Here is a 14,912-nt window from a genome sequence, read left to right as displayed (position 1 = left end):
GGGCCTAGTGATGGCAGGCGTGCTCCTCGCCCATGACGGGGAGCGTTCCGGCGGCGGCCATCTGCGCGACGTCGCCCACACCCGGGGTCTGGTTCTCAAAGTAGACGGTGATGCCGGCCTGCGCGAAGCCCATCATCGGGCGCATGCCCATGCCGGCGGCAACGATGGCGTCGATGCCGTTCTGGGCGAGCAGGGCCACGGGGCGCATGCAGCCGCCCTCCTCGTGGGGCGGGTTGTCGATGACGCTCACGGCGCCGACCTTGCCGTCCTCGACGTCGACCACGGTGAAGCAGTCGCAGTGGCCAAAGTGGCCGGAGCGCTCGCAGTCAAGACCGCCCTTGCCGAGGGTGGGGATGGCGACCTTCATGGGGTTCTCCTTTCGTTTATGACAGCTGACCCTGTCACCTTTGTCATATGAGGCCAAGATGCTCGAGCACGCGCGCCACGCCGTCCTCGTCGTTCGTGGGCGCGACGAGCGACGCGCGCTCCAGGAGCTCCGACGGCGCGTTGCCCATGAGGTAGCCGTGGCCCACGGCCTCGAGCATGGGAAGGTCATTGTAGTTGTCGCCGAACGCCAGAGCGTCGGCCGGGTCAAGCCCCCAGAGGTCGCAGAGGATGCGAACCGCGCCCGCCTTGCTCGACCCGGCGGGCATGACCTCGATGAGCGTCTCCGAGGAGATGGCGATGGCAAACTCGGGAAAGCGCTCCTTGAGACGGCGCTCGACCTCCTTGGTGCTGCCCGCCGTGCAGAGGCAGAGGATCTTCTGCACCTCGTCACGCTCGATGGAGCCGATGGTGCCCTCGCGCGCCTCGGCCATCACGATGCGCTCCTCCTGGAGCAGGCGCGGGTCGGTGCGGTCGGGCGCCACCCAGTCCTCGAAGGAGTAGGCGCTCCAGGTCATGTCCAGGCCCTCGGCCTCGGCAAAGGAGACGACCTCCTGGGCCTGCGCGCGCGTGAGACCGTGGTGGTGGATGACGTTACGCGCCTCGTCCAGGATGACGCCGCCGCTGTAGGTGACCACGGTGCAGGAGATGTCCTGTTGATCGAGGAGCGGGTAGGTCCCCGAGACGCCGCGCGCCGTCACGATCACAAACGGCACGCCCGCCGCCTGCACCGCGCGGATCGCGTCGCGCGTGCGGGACGTCACCTGATGGGTGGAGTTGAGCAACGTTCCGTCGATGTCACTGAAAACTGCCGTGCGGGGCATGGGGCCTCCCGTTCTTCTCGCCTGATCAGCATGATAGGCCGAGTCGGGCGCGCTTCTCGCCGATTGCCGATAAAAACCTCGATGCGCGGACCTACCATGGGAAGGTGCGCCGCGAGGGGTGGCGCCAACGGAGAGGAACGCCATGAGGTACCTGATCGTGGGCGGCGTGGCCGCCGGAACCAAGGTCGCGGCCAAGCTCAAGCGGTGCGACCGCTCGGCCGAGGTCGTGGTCGTGACCAAGAGCGAGGACATCAGCTACGCCGGGTGCGGCCTGCCGTACTACATCGGCGGGGACATCCAGACTCGCGGCGAGCTCATCGTCAACACGCCGGCCGCCTACGAGGGGCTCACCGGCGTTGAGGTGCGCACGGGCGCGGAGGCCGTGGCGCTCGACGCCGCCGCGCACGAGGTCACGGTGCGCGAGAAGGACGGCTCCGAGCACGGCGAGACGTACGACAGGCTGGTCATCGCCACCGGTGCCTCGCCGATCGTGCCCGCGAGCATCCCCGGCACCGACCTGCCTGGCGTCTTCACCGTGCGCACGCCCGACGACGCCGAGGCCATCCGAAACTACGCCGACGCCGGTGCGCGCCGCGCCGTAATCGTGGGCGCCGGCTTCATCGGCCTGGAGGTGGCCGAGAACCTGCTCGCGCGCGGCCTCTCCGTCACCGTGATCGACGCGCTGCCGCAGATCCTGCCAAACGTCTTTGACCCCGAGATGGCCGGGTTCGCACAGCGCCAGCTCAAGGCGGCCGGCATGCGCGTCATGACGTCGTGCCCGCTGGCGGCCATCAAGGGCGGCGACAAGGTCGAGGGCGTGGAGACCGGCGCGGGGACGCTTCCCGCGGACCTCGTGATCCTCTCCATCGGCATCCGCCCCAACACCGCGTGGCTCGAGGGCTCCGGCGTGGAGCTCGACAAGGGCTGCGTGGTCGTGGACGAGCTCGGCGCCACCAACCTTTCGGACGTCTACGCCGCCGGCGACTGCGCCGAGGTCACCAACGCCATCACCGGCCGCCCATTCTGGAGCGCCATGGGCTCGACGGCCAACATCGCCGGCCGCGCGATCGCCCGCACGCTCACGGGCACGCCGACGCCCTACCCCGGCGCGCTCGGCACCGGCGTGGTGCGCCTGCTGCCCACGCTGAACGGCGGCCGCACCGGCCTCACCGAGGCGGCAGCGCGCGAGGCGGGCTTTGACCCGGTGAGCGTGGTCTCCGTGGTGGACGACAAGGCCCACTACTACCCCGGCTCCTCGAGCTTCATGGTGAAGCTCGTCGCGGACCGCGGCTCGCACCGGCTGCTCGGCGTGCAGGCGCTCGGCGCCGGCGCGGTGGACAAGGTCACTGACGTGGTGGTGACCGCGCTCTACCAGAAGGCTTGCGTCGAGGACCTGGACCTGATGGACCTCTCCTACGCGCCGCCCTTCTCGACGGCCATCCACCCGCTGGTCACGACGGCCTACATCCTGGAGAACAAGCTCGCGGGCGAGCTCGAGAGCTTCACGCCGGCCGAGTACGCCGCCGGCGCCGCCGCGGACTACCACGTCATCGACGTGCTGCCCGCGCCCACGATTCCTGGCGCGGAGTGGGTTGACCTCACCAAGATCGGCCCGGACGGGCTGCCCGGTCACGAGAAGGACGAGAAGCTCCTGCTGGTGTGCGCCAAGGGCAAGCGCGGCTACTTTGCGCAGAACCGCCTCAAGGCCGCTGGCTACACGGCCACGCGTGTGCTGGAGGGCGGCGTGACGTTCAACGAGGTTCGCGTGCCGCGCCCGGCAGGCAAGAAGCTCCCCGCTGCCGAGGTCAAGCGCCTCAAGGGCCTGGGCTGCCTGCAGGACAAGCGCTTTGACGACGTCTTCAACATCCGCGTGATCACGCGCAACGGCAAGATCACGGTGGACGAGCAGCGCGCCGTGGCCGAGGCCGCCGAGCGCTTTGGCTCCGGCGAGGTCACGATGACCACGCGCCTCACGCTGGAGATTCAGGGCGTGAGGTATGACAACATTGACGCGTGCATCGGCTTTTTGCAGGACCATGGCCTGGACGCCGGCGGCACCGGCTCCAAGGTGCGCCCGGTCGTGAGCTGCAAGGGCACCACCTGCCAGTACGGCCTCATCGACACCTTCGACCTCTCCGAGAAGCTGCACGAGCGCTTCTACGTGGGCTATCACGGCGTGGACCTGCCGCACAAGTTCAAGATCGCCGTGGGCGGCTGCCCCAACATGTGCGTCAAGCCCGACCTCAACGACCTGGGCATCGTTGGTCAGCGCGTGCCGCAGATAGACCTCGAGAAGTGTCGCGCGTGCAAGGTCTGCCAGGTCGTGAAGGCGTGCCCGATGGGTGACGCGCAGATCGGGCCGGACGGCAAGATCACGATCGACGGCTCCGCGTGCAACCACTGCGGCCGCTGCGTGGGCGCGTGCCCGTTTGGTGCCGTGACCGAGGGACTTGCAGGCTACAAGGTCTACATCGGCGGGCGCTGGGGCAAGAAGGTCGCGCACGGCCAGGCGCTGGACAAGATCTTTACCAGCGAGGACGAGGTCATGGACCTCGTGGAGCGTGCGATCCTCTTCTTCCGCGACGAGGGCGAGAGCGGCGAGCGCTTTGCCGACACCGTGGCGCGCCTTGGCTTTGACTACGTGCAGGAGAAGCTGCTGACCGCGCCCATCGACAAGGACGCCATCCTCAACAAGACCGTCATCGGCGGCGCCACCTGCTAGCGTGCAAAACGTGCAAAAGGGACAGTCACTTTTGCACATCGGCCGGGCCCGGACGTGGGTGTCCGGGCCCGGCCGCTTGTCTCGGTGAAGCACCGGGAATCAGCGTCCGCTGAGGGGAGAGACTTTCGAACTCTCTCCGAATCCGATGCACCGAGCGCGGTCCCGAAGCGCGAAGCCGTTCCCGATATGGGGCTCAATTACGAGCTCGATCCCCTCGGCAGCCATATTCGCCGCGCCGACAAAATGGTCGCCCTCCGTGTGGCAGTCCGAGAGATTAGGGGGTCGCACGCTATAGCCACTAAGCTTGTTGGGCTCGAATTGGCCGGGCGGGCAAATATCACCCTCTATCCAAATGCGGCCTGAGTCGCTCCGTGGGCGACTCAGGCCGCATTGGCACTGCCGGCGCAGCAACCTCAAAAGCAGAATCGAGTTCTGCGCAATCGACTCCTCAAGCCCTCAACGCTTGGGCAATACATCATGGGCTCCTTAACGAACCGAAATAGACACCGGGTCAAGCTCAAGCCAATCTGCTGTTGAGTTGTAGTCGCCGACAATTGCGGTAATGGTGATATTGTCACCCCCGCGGAGCGAGTCTGCATTTGTCACGTTCATGTCATAGAAGTTCACGTCTGTAAGTCTGAAGTTTGGCCCTGTCATTGGACTTACGCCGTTATCTCCCGCGAGGATAAGTACGTCGTAACGGGTGTCATAGTTTTCGTGGTTCATCATGTCGGCAACCCAGCCATCAAAGGTGATGGTCCTGCCCCGATACGCAGAGCTAAACCAACTCGCATCAGTATCGCTTGAGGCGAGCAGCGAGCTGAGGTCCTCTTCGGGCACCTCCTCAGCAGGGGGCTGCATCGACTCGTCCGATGTTGAAGCGCCCTCGTAATACGTAATCTCAACTCCGGCGTCAAAGGGGAACGAATCACTTGTTGTGAAGTCAGATGACCCGAAAATACCTCCAATCTTCACTGAGGAGACCGTTCCGCCAACCCCAGAAGCACTCGTCGATGTAGTCGTCACATTGATGAACCCGGCATCCTCAAACAGCTCAACAACGTTTTCGTAGCCCATTCCTTCAAGCTCATCAGAAGAGGCGGGAGGGTTGAGGTCCGCGAGAACGTGATAGCTAATTACGACCTCCTCATCAGCAGCAAACGCATCCTGCACGCTGAAGCTCTCCGCGCCCCCAATGGAAACGCTTCCCACAAGCCAGTTCTTGTCACTTTGGTCCGGCGTCAAATCGCGCAGCTCTTCTTCTCTTATGTTGGTGAATCCCGCTTCTTCGAATGCGCGATAGAGCTCATCGTGATATTTCGTCGATGCCTCGTCGGACGAAATCGGCGGGAAAACCGAGTCAATCTGCTCAATCTCGACTTGGGAAGAGGTGCACTTAACTCGATATTTGAGCGACGTATCACCGTTGATGGATATCCCCACTGACCCATCAACGTTTCCGTCGTCTTCTTTTGCGAATCTCAGCTCATGGTCCCCGTCGGCCAAGGTCGCCTCAAACGTCTTGGTTGTCCCATGGTCGAGAGTCCCCAAAGAGTCCGCGTCGACATAAACAGCAATGTCGTACTTACTCAATAAGAGATTTGACTCGCACTCAACGGTAATGGATACGCTTGATCCGGCATCTTGATTGGGCTCTGTCTCCGCTTGACCTTCCGAGCAGCCAATAAGAGATAGGGCCATGGCCGCCGCAACGAGCATGCACGACAGGCCACGAATGGCCCGATACCCGAAGTTAGACAACATACGCTCCATTCATCCGTATGAATCGGCTCTCTATAGAGAGCATGAGCCAATGGTACCGCTTCTATCCTTTCCCGCATGGACAACGCGGAAGAGAAACGGGCCATCGGCGCCCGAATACGCGCTGAGCGCACCCGGAGCGGAATATCTCAGCGCCAGCTTGCGCTCATGACGGGCACAAGCCGTTCCTATCTCTGGAAAATCGAGACAGGAACGGCTGATGTTGGCATCGATGTCCTTATCCGCATCGCGAAGGCCCTTGATGTACCAACGCGAGACCTGATCAACTTCTAGCCCTATTGTCCAACCTCGGCCAGCATCTCATATATGCGCGCAGTCACTTCGGCATAATATGCGGCATCGGCCGGCGTCAGGGAGCCTTCGTCGATCTCCCCCATTGCGTTTATGGTCTCCGTATACCTTGTCATCAGATCTGAGTACTGTCCGATGAGTTCAACCGAAGTGGGGTCAGCCTCATATGCCTTCATGAATTCGACGTACTCGCTGAAGAATGCCTCATACCCGTCCATTGTCTCCTTGAACGCTGGATCAACGGCCGAGGTATCCACAGCGTCGTCTTCAGAGGAGTCAGCTACGGGTTCCTCAGCGTCGCCCTCCTGACCTTCGTCCTTCGTCTGTACTGGGGCAAAGATTCCTTCCACATCAAAGTCGTTTGAGTAAAACGCGCTGCGCACATCGGAGTAATCGCCATACACGTCAGACCGACCATCGGAGATTGCCTCATAGACATCACTCCGAGCGTCGGAGTACGCCTCATACGCGTCACTCGATGTATCCGACCACTCGTCGTACGGGGTCGTGTCATACGCATCCCGAATAATGCCATCGTAGTACGTGTCATACATCTCGTCGTATGCATCCTCGTAGATGGCGTCGTAATAATCGTCGTATGCGTCCTCATAAACCGTGTCGTAGAACTCCTCGGTCGCCTTGTCGAGCTCGCGATCGTCCGTCACGTCAACGTTGTCGACAACCGCCTTGTAGTATTCGCGCCCATACTCGACAGCGCGCTCGCCAAGCGCCTCCGTCTCGCTAATGGACAGGTCGTACCATGCTTGAATCATGTCGAGATTGGCGAGGTAGTCCTCGTAGCTGTCTCCAACCTCAGAGAACACCTTCTCCTGCTCGTCAAGCAGTTTCTGACTTGTCTCGGTGAAGTCAGCCTGAGCGCGCTGGATTATCTCCTCGAGGCTATTTGCCGGAGCCGCGCTCTCGGGCTCGCTCGAGGGCGCCTGCTGGGGAGCAGATTCTCCGCCATCACTGCCACCGCCGCACGCCGCAAGCGTCACAACCATCGCGGCCGCGCATAACGTCCGAACTATCCGTTTCATGACTGCCACCCCTCTTGCTCGAGCTCCCTATGCTTTCTTCGACTGCCCGCGCAGCACGATCTGCCACACCGCGCACGAAACCACGACGATGCCTGCCAGCAGATACACCCACTTCGCAATGCCCCAGTCGTAGCTGCTGCTCGGAATCACGCCACGGTCCTCGAAGTCCCAGTTCAGGAGGAACGTCATAGCCACGGTGAGCACGGAGAACACAATCGCGGGAATCGGCTTGCGCAGCAGCGCGAACAGCAGCGTCAGCGCTCCGAGCACCGCCGGAGCGACCGTCAGAGGAACATAGACCATCGCAAACGTCTCGCCCATACCTAGGTCACTGGACGAGCCGTAGATTCGCGCGTACTTGAAGAGAGAAATGTCGGCGAGGTCCTCGTTACTCATGCCCAGAGTCTCGGAGTAGGGATTCGCGGACATCGAGTCCAAGCCATCGCGGAACTCCTGCGTTCCCGCCGCATACGGCAGGAAGAACGCCGCTACCAGCAGGGCCGCCGCGATAATCGTCGCAATGACCGCGACACGTTTCGTTTCCACGTTCTTCTCGCCCATTCCAAACTCCTTTCAGAAGGTTGACGCCCATTCTGAAAGGAGGGCCAAAGCAATTCCTCAGTTGCCAACTGAATTACGTGAACGGTCAAGGCCACCGAACGGCCGCGCCTCACCACGCCTGCGTGTACACCTCATATGTTGCGTAATCCACGTCATCGACGACGTTAATCTCAAACGAGGTCGACTCGCCTTCGTCAGGACGTTCCGCAAAGGTCAGCGCGCCATAAACAATGTTGCCGCCCGCATCGCGGAGAACCACGGCAATCAGAACGTCACCCATGCCGATGCTCTCATCACCCGCGTGCTCAGTCTTAATCTCCCCCACGACGCTAAATCCCCCGAGGGTGCCTTCTACGACGCCGGCATCGAGTACGGAGAAGGCGGGCACGTCCATCTCGGGCTTGATCTGATCCTGATCGACACCCATAAGAGAAAAGTCAACGGAGGTCGGCGCGGTGCCGTTTCCGGTCAACGACCCAAAATAGACCGTCTCACCAGCCGGGACTGCAAAAACGCGCTGCTCGTCAGAAAAGACCACTCTTCCAGACTCATCGCGACCAGTCACCGTATACCCGGGGTTATCGATGGTGGCGTCCCCGTTGTTTCGAAGCCCGACCGCATAATGCACATAGCCCTGCGAGTCCACTGACCACCCGGATTCGACGATCTCGAGGTCAACGGTCTCCGCTGCAGGCGCGGTACCACTGGTGGACTCACCGCCCTCCGCGGTTTCGTCATCCGCGGTCACACTCGCCGCAGGCTCGTTCGCCGGCGGAGCGTCCACGTCCTTCTCGCCTGCCCCAAACGTCTGGGCCAGGATGATCGCCACCGCAGCCATAAACGCCACGGCCGCCATCACGGCGAGAAGAACCTTCACCCAGTTGCGCCGCCGCGGCGCCGACTCAAACGTCGGCGGCCCCACCGGGTCGGCAGGCGGCTCTGACCCAGCAACCTCCTCCCCGCCCAGCGCCGCCGCAAGGGCCTCGGCGCTCTGGTAGCGCGCGCTCGGCTCCATCGCGCTTGCGCGCTGGATGACCGCCCGCAGGTCCGGCGAGACCAGCGAGTCGTCCTCGAGCGCCGCCTCGTACTTCTCTCCCTCCGCCGGCATGACGCCCGTGAGCAGATAGCCGAGCATGCGGCCGAGCGAGTAGACGTCCGAGCGGGCGTCGGTCTGGGCAAAGCCGTACTGCTCCGGGGACGCAAAGCCGTACGTGCCGAGCTGCGTGGTGTCGCGTGTGGCGCCCTCCACGCGAAAGCGGGCAATCCCCAGGTCGATGAGGTGTGCGCCGTCCGCGGCGACAATCACGTTTGTGGGCGATATGTCGCGATGGATGATGCCGTGCGCGTGAAGGGCGCCGACCGCCTCGCAGAGCTGGGCGACTATCTGCGGCGCGTCCTTCTCTCCAATACGCCCGCGAGCGGCAACCAGCTGCTCGAGATTCTCTCCCGGAACGTAGTCGCACACCACGACGAACTCGCGGGGCATCTCGTAGGTTGCCTCGACACGTGGCAGGCGGGCCGAGTCGCACTCGACGAGCGTCGCCCACACGCCGCGACGCGCCAGCTTGGCAGGGATCCGCTTCCGCACGAACGGGCCAGAGCCGTCCAGGGTCACAAGCTCCGTCGTGCCGCCGGCTCCGCTGGCCAGCACGCGCTCCACGTGATATGCGTCGTCTATGCCCATGGCATGCATGACCTGCTCGTCGTTCACCTCAGCGCCATCCGCTCGTCCCCACCCTCAGCCAACAATAGTAAAGGTTATATTCAGTCATGGACTGATTCCTCAGTTCGCAACTGAATGAGCGGCATGCGTCAGATGCGCCGGCGGCTAACGGAGCGGACCGGTGCCCAGCAGGGTCTTCTCGCCCAGACGATACAGCTCGTCATCCGTCTGAGTTCGGCTATAGCCGTGCTCCACGCACCAGATGATCACGGCATCTCGGCGGTTCTTTGCCCAGAGCTCGGAGACGCCATCAAGGCGCAGCAGCCGCTGGGTCTCCCGCAGGGTACATCCCATGCCAAGCGCCAGCATGATGGCCTTGTCCCGGCCAAGGCGGCTGTCGCCGTTGAAAACGTCGTAGACGAACGTGCTGTTGAGACCCGAGGCACGCACCACCTCGGAGCGCTTCATGCCCTTCTCGCCAAGCAGCTGAAAGAGGTAGTCGGGAAGCTCGCGGTCAATGGTCAGGCCCTCGTCGAGATATGCCTCCGGCGTCGAGGACGCCAGCAGGCGCTCAAGCAGCTTCTCTGTCAGACGCTCATTGGGCATGGCGCATCACCTTTCTCGTACGACGGGACGAGGCCGACCTCGCCCACCACTATGATGCGCGGAGCGCGCGTTTGCAATTAGCGGGATAGTGCGAAATATCGACCAGCGGCCCTGCAATCGGCGGGATAGTGTGAAGGCATTTTGGCCAAAAAACGACGCCAGGAGACGTCCCGGGCGCCTCTCCAGCGACGTTTTCGCAGGAAATGGAAGGGCGTCTACCCAACACCCCTCCGAAAACCCTTCACACTATCCCGCTGATTGCAGACGGGACGCCAATTATTTCGCACTATCCCGCTGATTGCAGAAGGAGAGGCCCCGCCCGCCGCCTAGAACTTGTCCACGTGGCCGGTGGCCGCCGTGGCACGTGCGCGCAGGTCGGCGATTGCCGCCGGGATCTCATCCAAATCATACGGCGTCATCTGGTAGACCCAGTTGAGCCAGTTGCGGTAGAGCAGGTTGGCATGCGCGCGCCAGGTGAAGAGCGGCTGCTTCTCGGGATCGTCGTCCGGGAAGTAGTTCTCGGGCACGCGGATGGGCAGGCCCTTGTGGAAGTCGCGCCAGAACTCGTCGGCCAGGGTGTCGCGGCCGTACTCAAAGTGGCCGGTCACGTAGACCTCGTGGAAGTCACGCGTGGCGAGAAGAGACGGACCGCTCGTGAAGCCCTCGGAGAGCGTGCAGAGCTCGGGATGCTTGGCCAGCTCGCCGGTATCGATGGCGGCATGGCGGCTGTGCGGCATGTAGTGCACCTCATCAAAGCCGTTGGTGAGGAAGCTGTACTCGTCGCAGAGGCGCTGCTTGAAGACGCCAAAGAGCTTGGAGCCGAGCTGGCGCTTGGGAATCTGATACAGGTGCCACAGCGCGCCGAGCGCGCCCCAGCAGAGGAACATCGTCGAGAAGACATGCTCCTGGCTCCAGTCCACGATCTCGCAGAACTCGTCCCAGTAGTCGACCTCCTCGTACTCGAGGTGTTCCACGGGCGCGCCGGTGATGATGAGGCCGTCGTAGTTCTTGTCGCGGAACGCATCGAACGTGTCGTAGAACTTGACCAGGTGGTCCTGCGAGACGTGCGTGGACTCGTGGGTGGAGACGCGCATGAAGTCGCAGCTCACCTGCAGCGGAGACTTGGAGATGAGGCGCAGGATCTGCGTCTCGGTCTCGATCTTGGTGGGCATGAGGTTGAGGATCGCCACGCGCAGCGGGCGAATCTCCTGGTGGCTGGCCACCTCCTCCTCAAGGGCGAAGATGCGCTCCTGCTGGAGGATGGTCTTGGCGGGCAGGCCGTCGGGGATGTTGATGGGCATGCGAACTCCGTTTCTGCGGCTTAACCCGTCCAGTATACCCACGTCGCGCCGCCCATGCTCTATACTTAGACCCATGACTACTACATTTGCCGAGCTCGGGCTTAACGAGCAGATTCTCGCCGGGGTGGACGCCCTCGGCTTCACCACCCCGACCCCCGTCCAGGAGCAGGCCATCCCCGTGGTCCTCACGGGCCGCGACATCGTGGCCTCCGCGCAGACGGGCACGGGCAAGACCGCGGCCTTCGCGCTGCCCGCGCTGCAGCTCGTGGCCGGCGCCAAGGGCAAGGGCCCGCACGCGCTCGTGGTCACGCCCACGCGCGAGCTCGCGGCGCAGATCGAGAAGGTCGTCTCCGTGGTCTGCGAGAAGACCGGCCAGCGCGCGGTCATCGTCATGGGCGGCGCCAAGTTCGACCGCCAGATCAAGGACCTCGAGCGCGGCTGCGACCTCCTCGTTGCCACCCCGGGTCGACTGATCGACCTCATGGAGCACAAGCACGTGAGCCTTGCGCAGGTCAAGGTGCTCGTCCTCGACGAGGCCGACCGCATGCTGGACATGGGCTTCTGGCCGAGCGTCCGCCGCATCATGCACGCGCTTCCGGAGCGCCACCAGACGCTGCTCTTCTCGGCCACCATTCCGCCGTCGATCAAGTCCACGATCGACGCGCTGCTCACCGACCCCGCCACCGTGGAGATCGCCCGCGTGGGCGAGACCGCGGACACCGTGGAGGAGCACCTCTGCCCCATCACCCAGGGTCAGAAGACCGAGCTTCTGCGCGCCCTCTTGGACACCGGCGGCGCGGCGGGCGAGAAGCCCGAGCGCGTGCTCGTGTTCTGCCGCACCAAGCACCGCGTGGACGACGTCTCCAAGACGCTCAAGAACGCGGGCGTGAAGGTCGACGTGATGCACGCCGACCGCCCGCAGAAGGCGCGCGAGCGCGCGCTCGAGAAATTCCGCGAGGGCAAGTGCCAGGTCCTCGTGGCAACTGACGTCATGAGCCGCGGCATCGACGTCTCCGGCATCGACGCCGTGGTCAACTTCGACGTCCCCATGGACCCGGAGGACTACGTCCACCGCATCGGCCGCACGGGCCGCGCTGGTGCCACCGGCCACGCCTACACCTTTGTGGCGCCGGACGAGATCAGCCCCCTGCGCGAAATCGAGTACTTCACCAAGAAGCTCGTGCCCGTGTGGGACCTCGACGGCTTCGCATACGACTCCGGCCGCATCGTGCCACAGGCCGACCGCCCCACCAGGCGCTCCACGCGCACGATGTTCGCCGGCTCACGCAGCCGCGGCCGTGGCATCGCCGGCGGCCGCTACGGCCGCCACTACTAGTCGGATTTGGGGACGGGTTTTTTCTCTCAGGGCTTTTGGGACAGGTCCCCATTTTGTCGGAGCATCGCCTCTAGCACGGGCCAAGACCTGTCCCAAAAGCCCTGAGAGAAAAAACCCGTCCCCAAATCCCCAAATCCCAGGAGAGCACATGAAGCAGGCGCGCCCATACCCGCGCATCACCGTGACCCGCAAGGCGGCGCGCTCGCTTGCCGGCGGCCATCCGTGGGTCTTCGAGGGCGAGGTCATCTCCGCCGAGCCCGCCGAGAACGGCGGCGTGGTCGACGTCTTCGAGGAGAACGGCACCTGGCAGGGCGCGGGTCTCCTCTCGCAGGAGTCCAAGATCCGCGTCCGCATTGTCACCCGCAACGCCAACGACCGCATTGACGAGGCGTTCTGGCGCAGGCGCGTCGCCTGGGCCTGGCAGCATCGCCGTGCCACGATGGGCGGCCGCGCCCTTCCCGGCTCCGAGGTCGATACCAACTGCTGCCGCGTGGTCTTCTCCGAGGCGGACGGCATTCCCGGCCTCGTGGCGGACCGCTACGAGAACGTGCTGGTCGCGCAGGTGGGCACCGTGGGCATGGAGCGCCTGCGGCCTGTCGTGTATCGCGCGCTTCTCGACGCGCTCGCCGCGGACGGCGAGAAGATCGACGCGATCTACGAGCGCAACGACGGCGCGTCCCGCGCCAAGGAGGGGCTGCCGCAGTACAAGGGCTGGTGGGACGGCCTGCCCGCGCCGGAGAGCCCGCGCATCATGGTGCGCGAGAACGGCCTCGCCTTCGATCTTGACATCGAGAACAGCCAGAAGACCGGCTTCTTCCTCGACCAGAAGTACAACCGCCGCGCCGTGCGCCAGATCGCGGCCGGCCGGCGCGTGCTCGACTGCTTCTGCCACGTGGGGCCCTTCGGGCTGAACGCAGCCGCCGGCGGGGCGGAGTTCGTGCGCTGCGTGGACGTGAGCCAGACCGCCATCGACCTCGCCCGCGAGAACGCCCGCCTCAACGGTCTGGACGCCCACATGGACTTCACCTGCGCAAACGTCCTCGAATACCTACCCGAGCTCCGCTCCAACCGCGCCCGTCTGCGCGAGGAGGGCGGTCCCTTCGACCTCATCGTGCTGGACCCGCCCGCCTTCACCAAGAGCCGCGGCACCGTCGGCCATGCCGCGCGCGGCTACCGAGAGATCAACTACGAGGCCCTGCGCATGCTGCCCCGCGGCGGCTACCTTGCCACCTGTAGCTGCTCCCACTTCATGACGCGCGACCTCCTGGCCAAGGCAATTGCGGAGGCGGCACATCAGGCAAACGTACAGCTCAAGCAGGTCGAGGAGCGTCAGCAGGCCCCCGATCACCCCATCCTTTGGGGCTTCCCCGAGAGCCACTACCTGGACTTCTTCATCTTCCAGGTTGTCTAGCCCCCCAGAGGCGACACTCTAAGAACGATTTAGGGAGCCAATTCGTTCTTAGAGAATCTGTGGTCTCCCTAAGACCGCGAAAGTGTTCATAGACTCTCACTGGCCAAGGCACTTTCCAAAGCTGATGACGAGTCCCTGCAAATGTGCGCCCCAACGTCGGCGAGAAGAACGCGGGCTAGCGCTGCCTTCGCGCACGAAAGAACGCGCGCAGCAGCCCCGCCGACTCATCCGCGAGCACGCCGCCCGTGACTGCGAACTCGTGGTTGAGCCGCGGGTCATGGCTCACGTCATAGAGTGTCCCGAGCGCACCGCCCTTGGGGTCGGCGGCGCCATACACGCAGCGGTCCACGCGCCCGTTGACCATGAGCCCCGCGCACATGAGGCACGGCTCCAGCGTCACGTAGACGGTGCAGCCCGTAAGACGCCAGCGGCCCAGCTCGCGCGCCGCGGCGACCATTGCGGAGAACTCGGCGTGGGCAGACGGGTCGGCGTCGGTCTCTCGACGGTTGTGCGCCCGCGCCACCACGCGTCCGTCGCACACCACCACGGCGCCGATGGGCACCTCGCCCTCGGTCGCAGCCAGCTCGGCCTCCTCGAGGGCCAGGCGCATGTAGGACTCGTCCAGCCCCAGGTCCTTCTCGTCAGCGTCCATCTTTTGTCCCCCGCGTCCGCGTCTGCCCCACATGGGGTAGGATACTAGTGCTCGCACACTCGGAGGAGTGGCAGAGTGGTTGATTGCAGCGGTCTTGAAAACCGTCGAGCGGGTAACCCCCGTTCCGAGGGTTCGAATCCCTCCTCCTCCGCCTTCTTTCTTCCCAGCGAGCTCCCTATATATAGAAACACAAAAGGCGTCCCAGGCCGCAGCCCGGAACGCCCGAGCGCGCTCGATGGGAACGGGTGCCCGCCAGAGGCCCCTTATGGCTGCTGCCTCCCGGCCCTGACCAGGTTCGAGGTGTTGCGTCACCCGAACCCATCGAACGCGCTCCACATG

At 63.9% G+C, this 14,912-nt stretch carries 13 protein-coding genes, 1 tRNA gene and 1 other RNA gene; 5 read left to right on the top strand and 10 right to left on the bottom strand.

Annotation, left to right across the window (positions count from 1 at the left end):
- Window positions 1-4 precede the first annotated feature (4 nt).
- Together ACULPM_RS05405 and ACULPM_RS05400 are read right to left on the bottom strand one after the other, a co-directional pair.
- The gene (locus tag ACULPM_RS05405) at window positions 5-367 is read right to left on the bottom strand and encodes a NifB/NifX family molybdenum-iron cluster-binding protein (RefSeq protein ID WP_167930822.1); all 363 of its coding nucleotides are present in this window, start codon (window positions 365-367) and stop codon (window positions 5-7) included.
- A 43-nt stretch (window positions 368-410) separates the two neighbouring features.
- The gene (locus ACULPM_RS05400) at window positions 411-1,208 is read right to left on the bottom strand and encodes a Cof-type HAD-IIB family hydrolase (protein WP_445331215.1); all 798 of its coding nucleotides are present in this window, start codon (window positions 1,206-1,208) and stop codon (window positions 411-413) included.
- 142 nt (window positions 1,209-1,350) lie between these two features.
- Here ACULPM_RS05400 and ACULPM_RS05395 point away from each other — a divergent pair, with 142 nt between their 5' ends.
- On the top strand, window positions 1,351-3,930 hold the full coding sequence (locus ACULPM_RS05395; RefSeq protein ID WP_445331216.1) for an FAD-dependent oxidoreductase: 2,580 nt from the start codon (window positions 1,351-1,353) through the stop codon (window positions 3,928-3,930).
- A gap of 486 nt (window positions 3,931-4,416) precedes the next feature.
- Here the strand turns inward: ACULPM_RS05395 and ACULPM_RS05390 are convergent, their stop codons facing one another.
- Window positions 4,417-5,691 carry a DUF4839 domain-containing protein gene (locus ACULPM_RS05390; protein WP_445331217.1) on the bottom strand — a complete coding sequence of 425 codons (1,275 nt, stop codon included), beginning with the start codon at window positions 5,689-5,691 and terminating at the stop codon, window positions 4,417-4,419.
- Between the two features lie 78 nt (window positions 5,692-5,769).
- On the opposite strand from ACULPM_RS05390, the gene ACULPM_RS05385 reads away from it, so the two are divergent.
- Window positions 5,770-5,985 carry a helix-turn-helix domain-containing protein gene (locus ACULPM_RS05385; RefSeq protein WP_167930818.1) on the top strand — a complete coding sequence of 72 codons (216 nt, stop codon included), beginning with the start codon at window positions 5,770-5,772 and terminating at the stop codon, window positions 5,983-5,985.
- A gap of 2 nt (window positions 5,986-5,987) precedes the next feature.
- On the opposite strand, the gene ACULPM_RS05380 is transcribed toward ACULPM_RS05385, so the two are convergent.
- From ACULPM_RS05380 to ACULPM_RS05360, 5 genes are all read right to left on the bottom strand, one after another.
- The gene (locus ACULPM_RS05380; RefSeq protein WP_167930817.1) at window positions 5,988-7,043 is read right to left on the bottom strand and encodes a DUF6591 domain-containing protein; all 1,056 of its coding nucleotides are present in this window, start codon (window positions 7,041-7,043) and stop codon (window positions 5,988-5,990) included.
- A gap of 27 nt (window positions 7,044-7,070) precedes the next feature.
- Window positions 7,071-7,604 (bottom strand): hypothetical protein, encoded by a 534-nt coding sequence (locus ACULPM_RS05375; protein ID WP_167930816.1) that lies wholly within the window; start codon window positions 7,602-7,604, stop codon window positions 7,071-7,073.
- Window positions 7,605-7,713: 109 nt separating this feature from the next.
- The gene (locus tag ACULPM_RS05370) at window positions 7,714-9,315 is read right to left on the bottom strand and encodes a serine/threonine protein kinase (RefSeq protein ID WP_445331218.1); all 1,602 of its coding nucleotides are present in this window, start codon (window positions 9,313-9,315) and stop codon (window positions 7,714-7,716) included.
- Window positions 9,316-9,432: 117 nt separating this feature from the next.
- On the bottom strand, window positions 9,433-9,873 hold the full coding sequence (locus ACULPM_RS05365) for an XRE family transcriptional regulator (RefSeq protein ID WP_445331219.1): 441 nt from the start codon (window positions 9,871-9,873) through the stop codon (window positions 9,433-9,435).
- Window positions 9,874-10,199: 326 nt separating this feature from the next.
- Window positions 10,200-11,174 carry a homoserine O-succinyltransferase gene (locus ACULPM_RS05360; RefSeq protein WP_167931230.1) on the bottom strand — a complete coding sequence of 325 codons (975 nt, stop codon included), beginning with the start codon at window positions 11,172-11,174 and terminating at the stop codon, window positions 10,200-10,202.
- A gap of 73 nt (window positions 11,175-11,247) precedes the next feature.
- Here ACULPM_RS05360 and ACULPM_RS05355 point away from each other — a divergent pair, with 73 nt between their 5' ends.
- A complete protein-coding gene (locus tag ACULPM_RS05355) occupies window positions 11,248-12,510 on the top strand; it encodes a DEAD/DEAH box helicase (RefSeq protein ID WP_445331220.1) in 1,263 nt (420 codons plus the stop codon).
- A 148-nt stretch (window positions 12,511-12,658) separates the two neighbouring features.
- Window positions 12,659-13,921, top strand: coding sequence for a class I SAM-dependent rRNA methyltransferase (locus ACULPM_RS05350; protein WP_445331221.1), 1,263 nt, complete (start codon window positions 12,659-12,661; stop codon window positions 13,919-13,921).
- A gap of 175 nt (window positions 13,922-14,096) precedes the next feature.
- Here ACULPM_RS05350 and tadA read toward each other — a convergent pair whose 3' ends face one another.
- Window positions 14,097-14,573 carry a tRNA adenosine(34) deaminase TadA gene (gene tadA, locus ACULPM_RS05345; protein WP_445331222.1) on the bottom strand — a complete coding sequence of 159 codons (477 nt, stop codon included), beginning with the start codon at window positions 14,571-14,573 and terminating at the stop codon, window positions 14,097-14,099.
- Between the two features lie 61 nt (window positions 14,574-14,634).
- On the opposite strand from tadA, the gene ACULPM_RS05340 reads away from it, so the two are divergent.
- Window positions 14,635-14,724: transfer RNA gene (locus ACULPM_RS05340), tRNA-Ser, on the top strand.
- 78 nt (window positions 14,725-14,802) lie between these two features.
- Here the strand turns inward: ACULPM_RS05340 and ffs are convergent.
- Window positions 14,803-14,898, bottom strand: an RNA gene (gene ffs, locus ACULPM_RS05335) — signal recognition particle sRNA small type.
- Window positions 14,899-14,912 lie beyond the last annotated feature (14 nt).

The organism is Thermophilibacter sp. ZX-H3, from assembly GCF_052599055.1.
This window is presented reverse-complemented; position numbering and strand designations above follow the sequence as displayed.

Excerpts from the sequence above, each read along its gene's own strand:
- ACULPM_RS05395 (WP_445331216.1), top strand. The coding sequence starts at position 1,351 with ATGAGGTACCTGATCGTGGGCGGCGTGGCCGCCGGAACCAAGGTCGCG.
- ACULPM_RS05400 (WP_445331215.1), bottom strand. The coding sequence starts at position 1,208 with ATGCCCCGCACGGCAGTTTTCAGTGACATCGACGGAACGTTGCTCAAC.
- ACULPM_RS05385 (WP_167930818.1), top strand. The coding sequence starts at position 5,770 with ATGGACAACGCGGAAGAGAAACGGGCCATCGGCGCCCGAATACGCGCT.
- ACULPM_RS05350 (WP_445331221.1), top strand. The coding sequence starts at position 12,659 with ATGAAGCAGGCGCGCCCATACCCGCGCATCACCGTGACCCGCAAGGCG.
- tadA (WP_445331222.1), bottom strand. The coding sequence starts at position 14,573 with ATGGACGCTGACGAGAAGGACCTGGGGCTGGACGAGTCCTACATGCGC.
- ACULPM_RS05360 (WP_167931230.1), bottom strand. The coding sequence starts at position 11,174 with ATGCCCATCAACATCCCCGACGGCCTGCCCGCCAAGACCATCCTCCAG.
- ACULPM_RS05355 (WP_445331220.1), top strand. The coding sequence starts at position 11,248 with ATGACTACTACATTTGCCGAGCTCGGGCTTAACGAGCAGATTCTCGCC.
- ACULPM_RS05405 (WP_167930822.1), bottom strand. The coding sequence starts at position 367 with ATGAAGGTCGCCATCCCCACCCTCGGCAAGGGCGGTCTTGACTGCGAG.
- ACULPM_RS05380 (WP_167930817.1), bottom strand. The coding sequence starts at position 7,043 with ATGAAACGGATAGTTCGGACGTTATGCGCGGCCGCGATGGTTGTGACG.
- ACULPM_RS05375 (WP_167930816.1), bottom strand. The coding sequence starts at position 7,604 with ATGGGCGAGAAGAACGTGGAAACGAAACGTGTCGCGGTCATTGCGACG.
- ACULPM_RS05365 (WP_445331219.1), bottom strand. The coding sequence starts at position 9,873 with ATGCCCAATGAGCGTCTGACAGAGAAGCTGCTTGAGCGCCTGCTGGCG.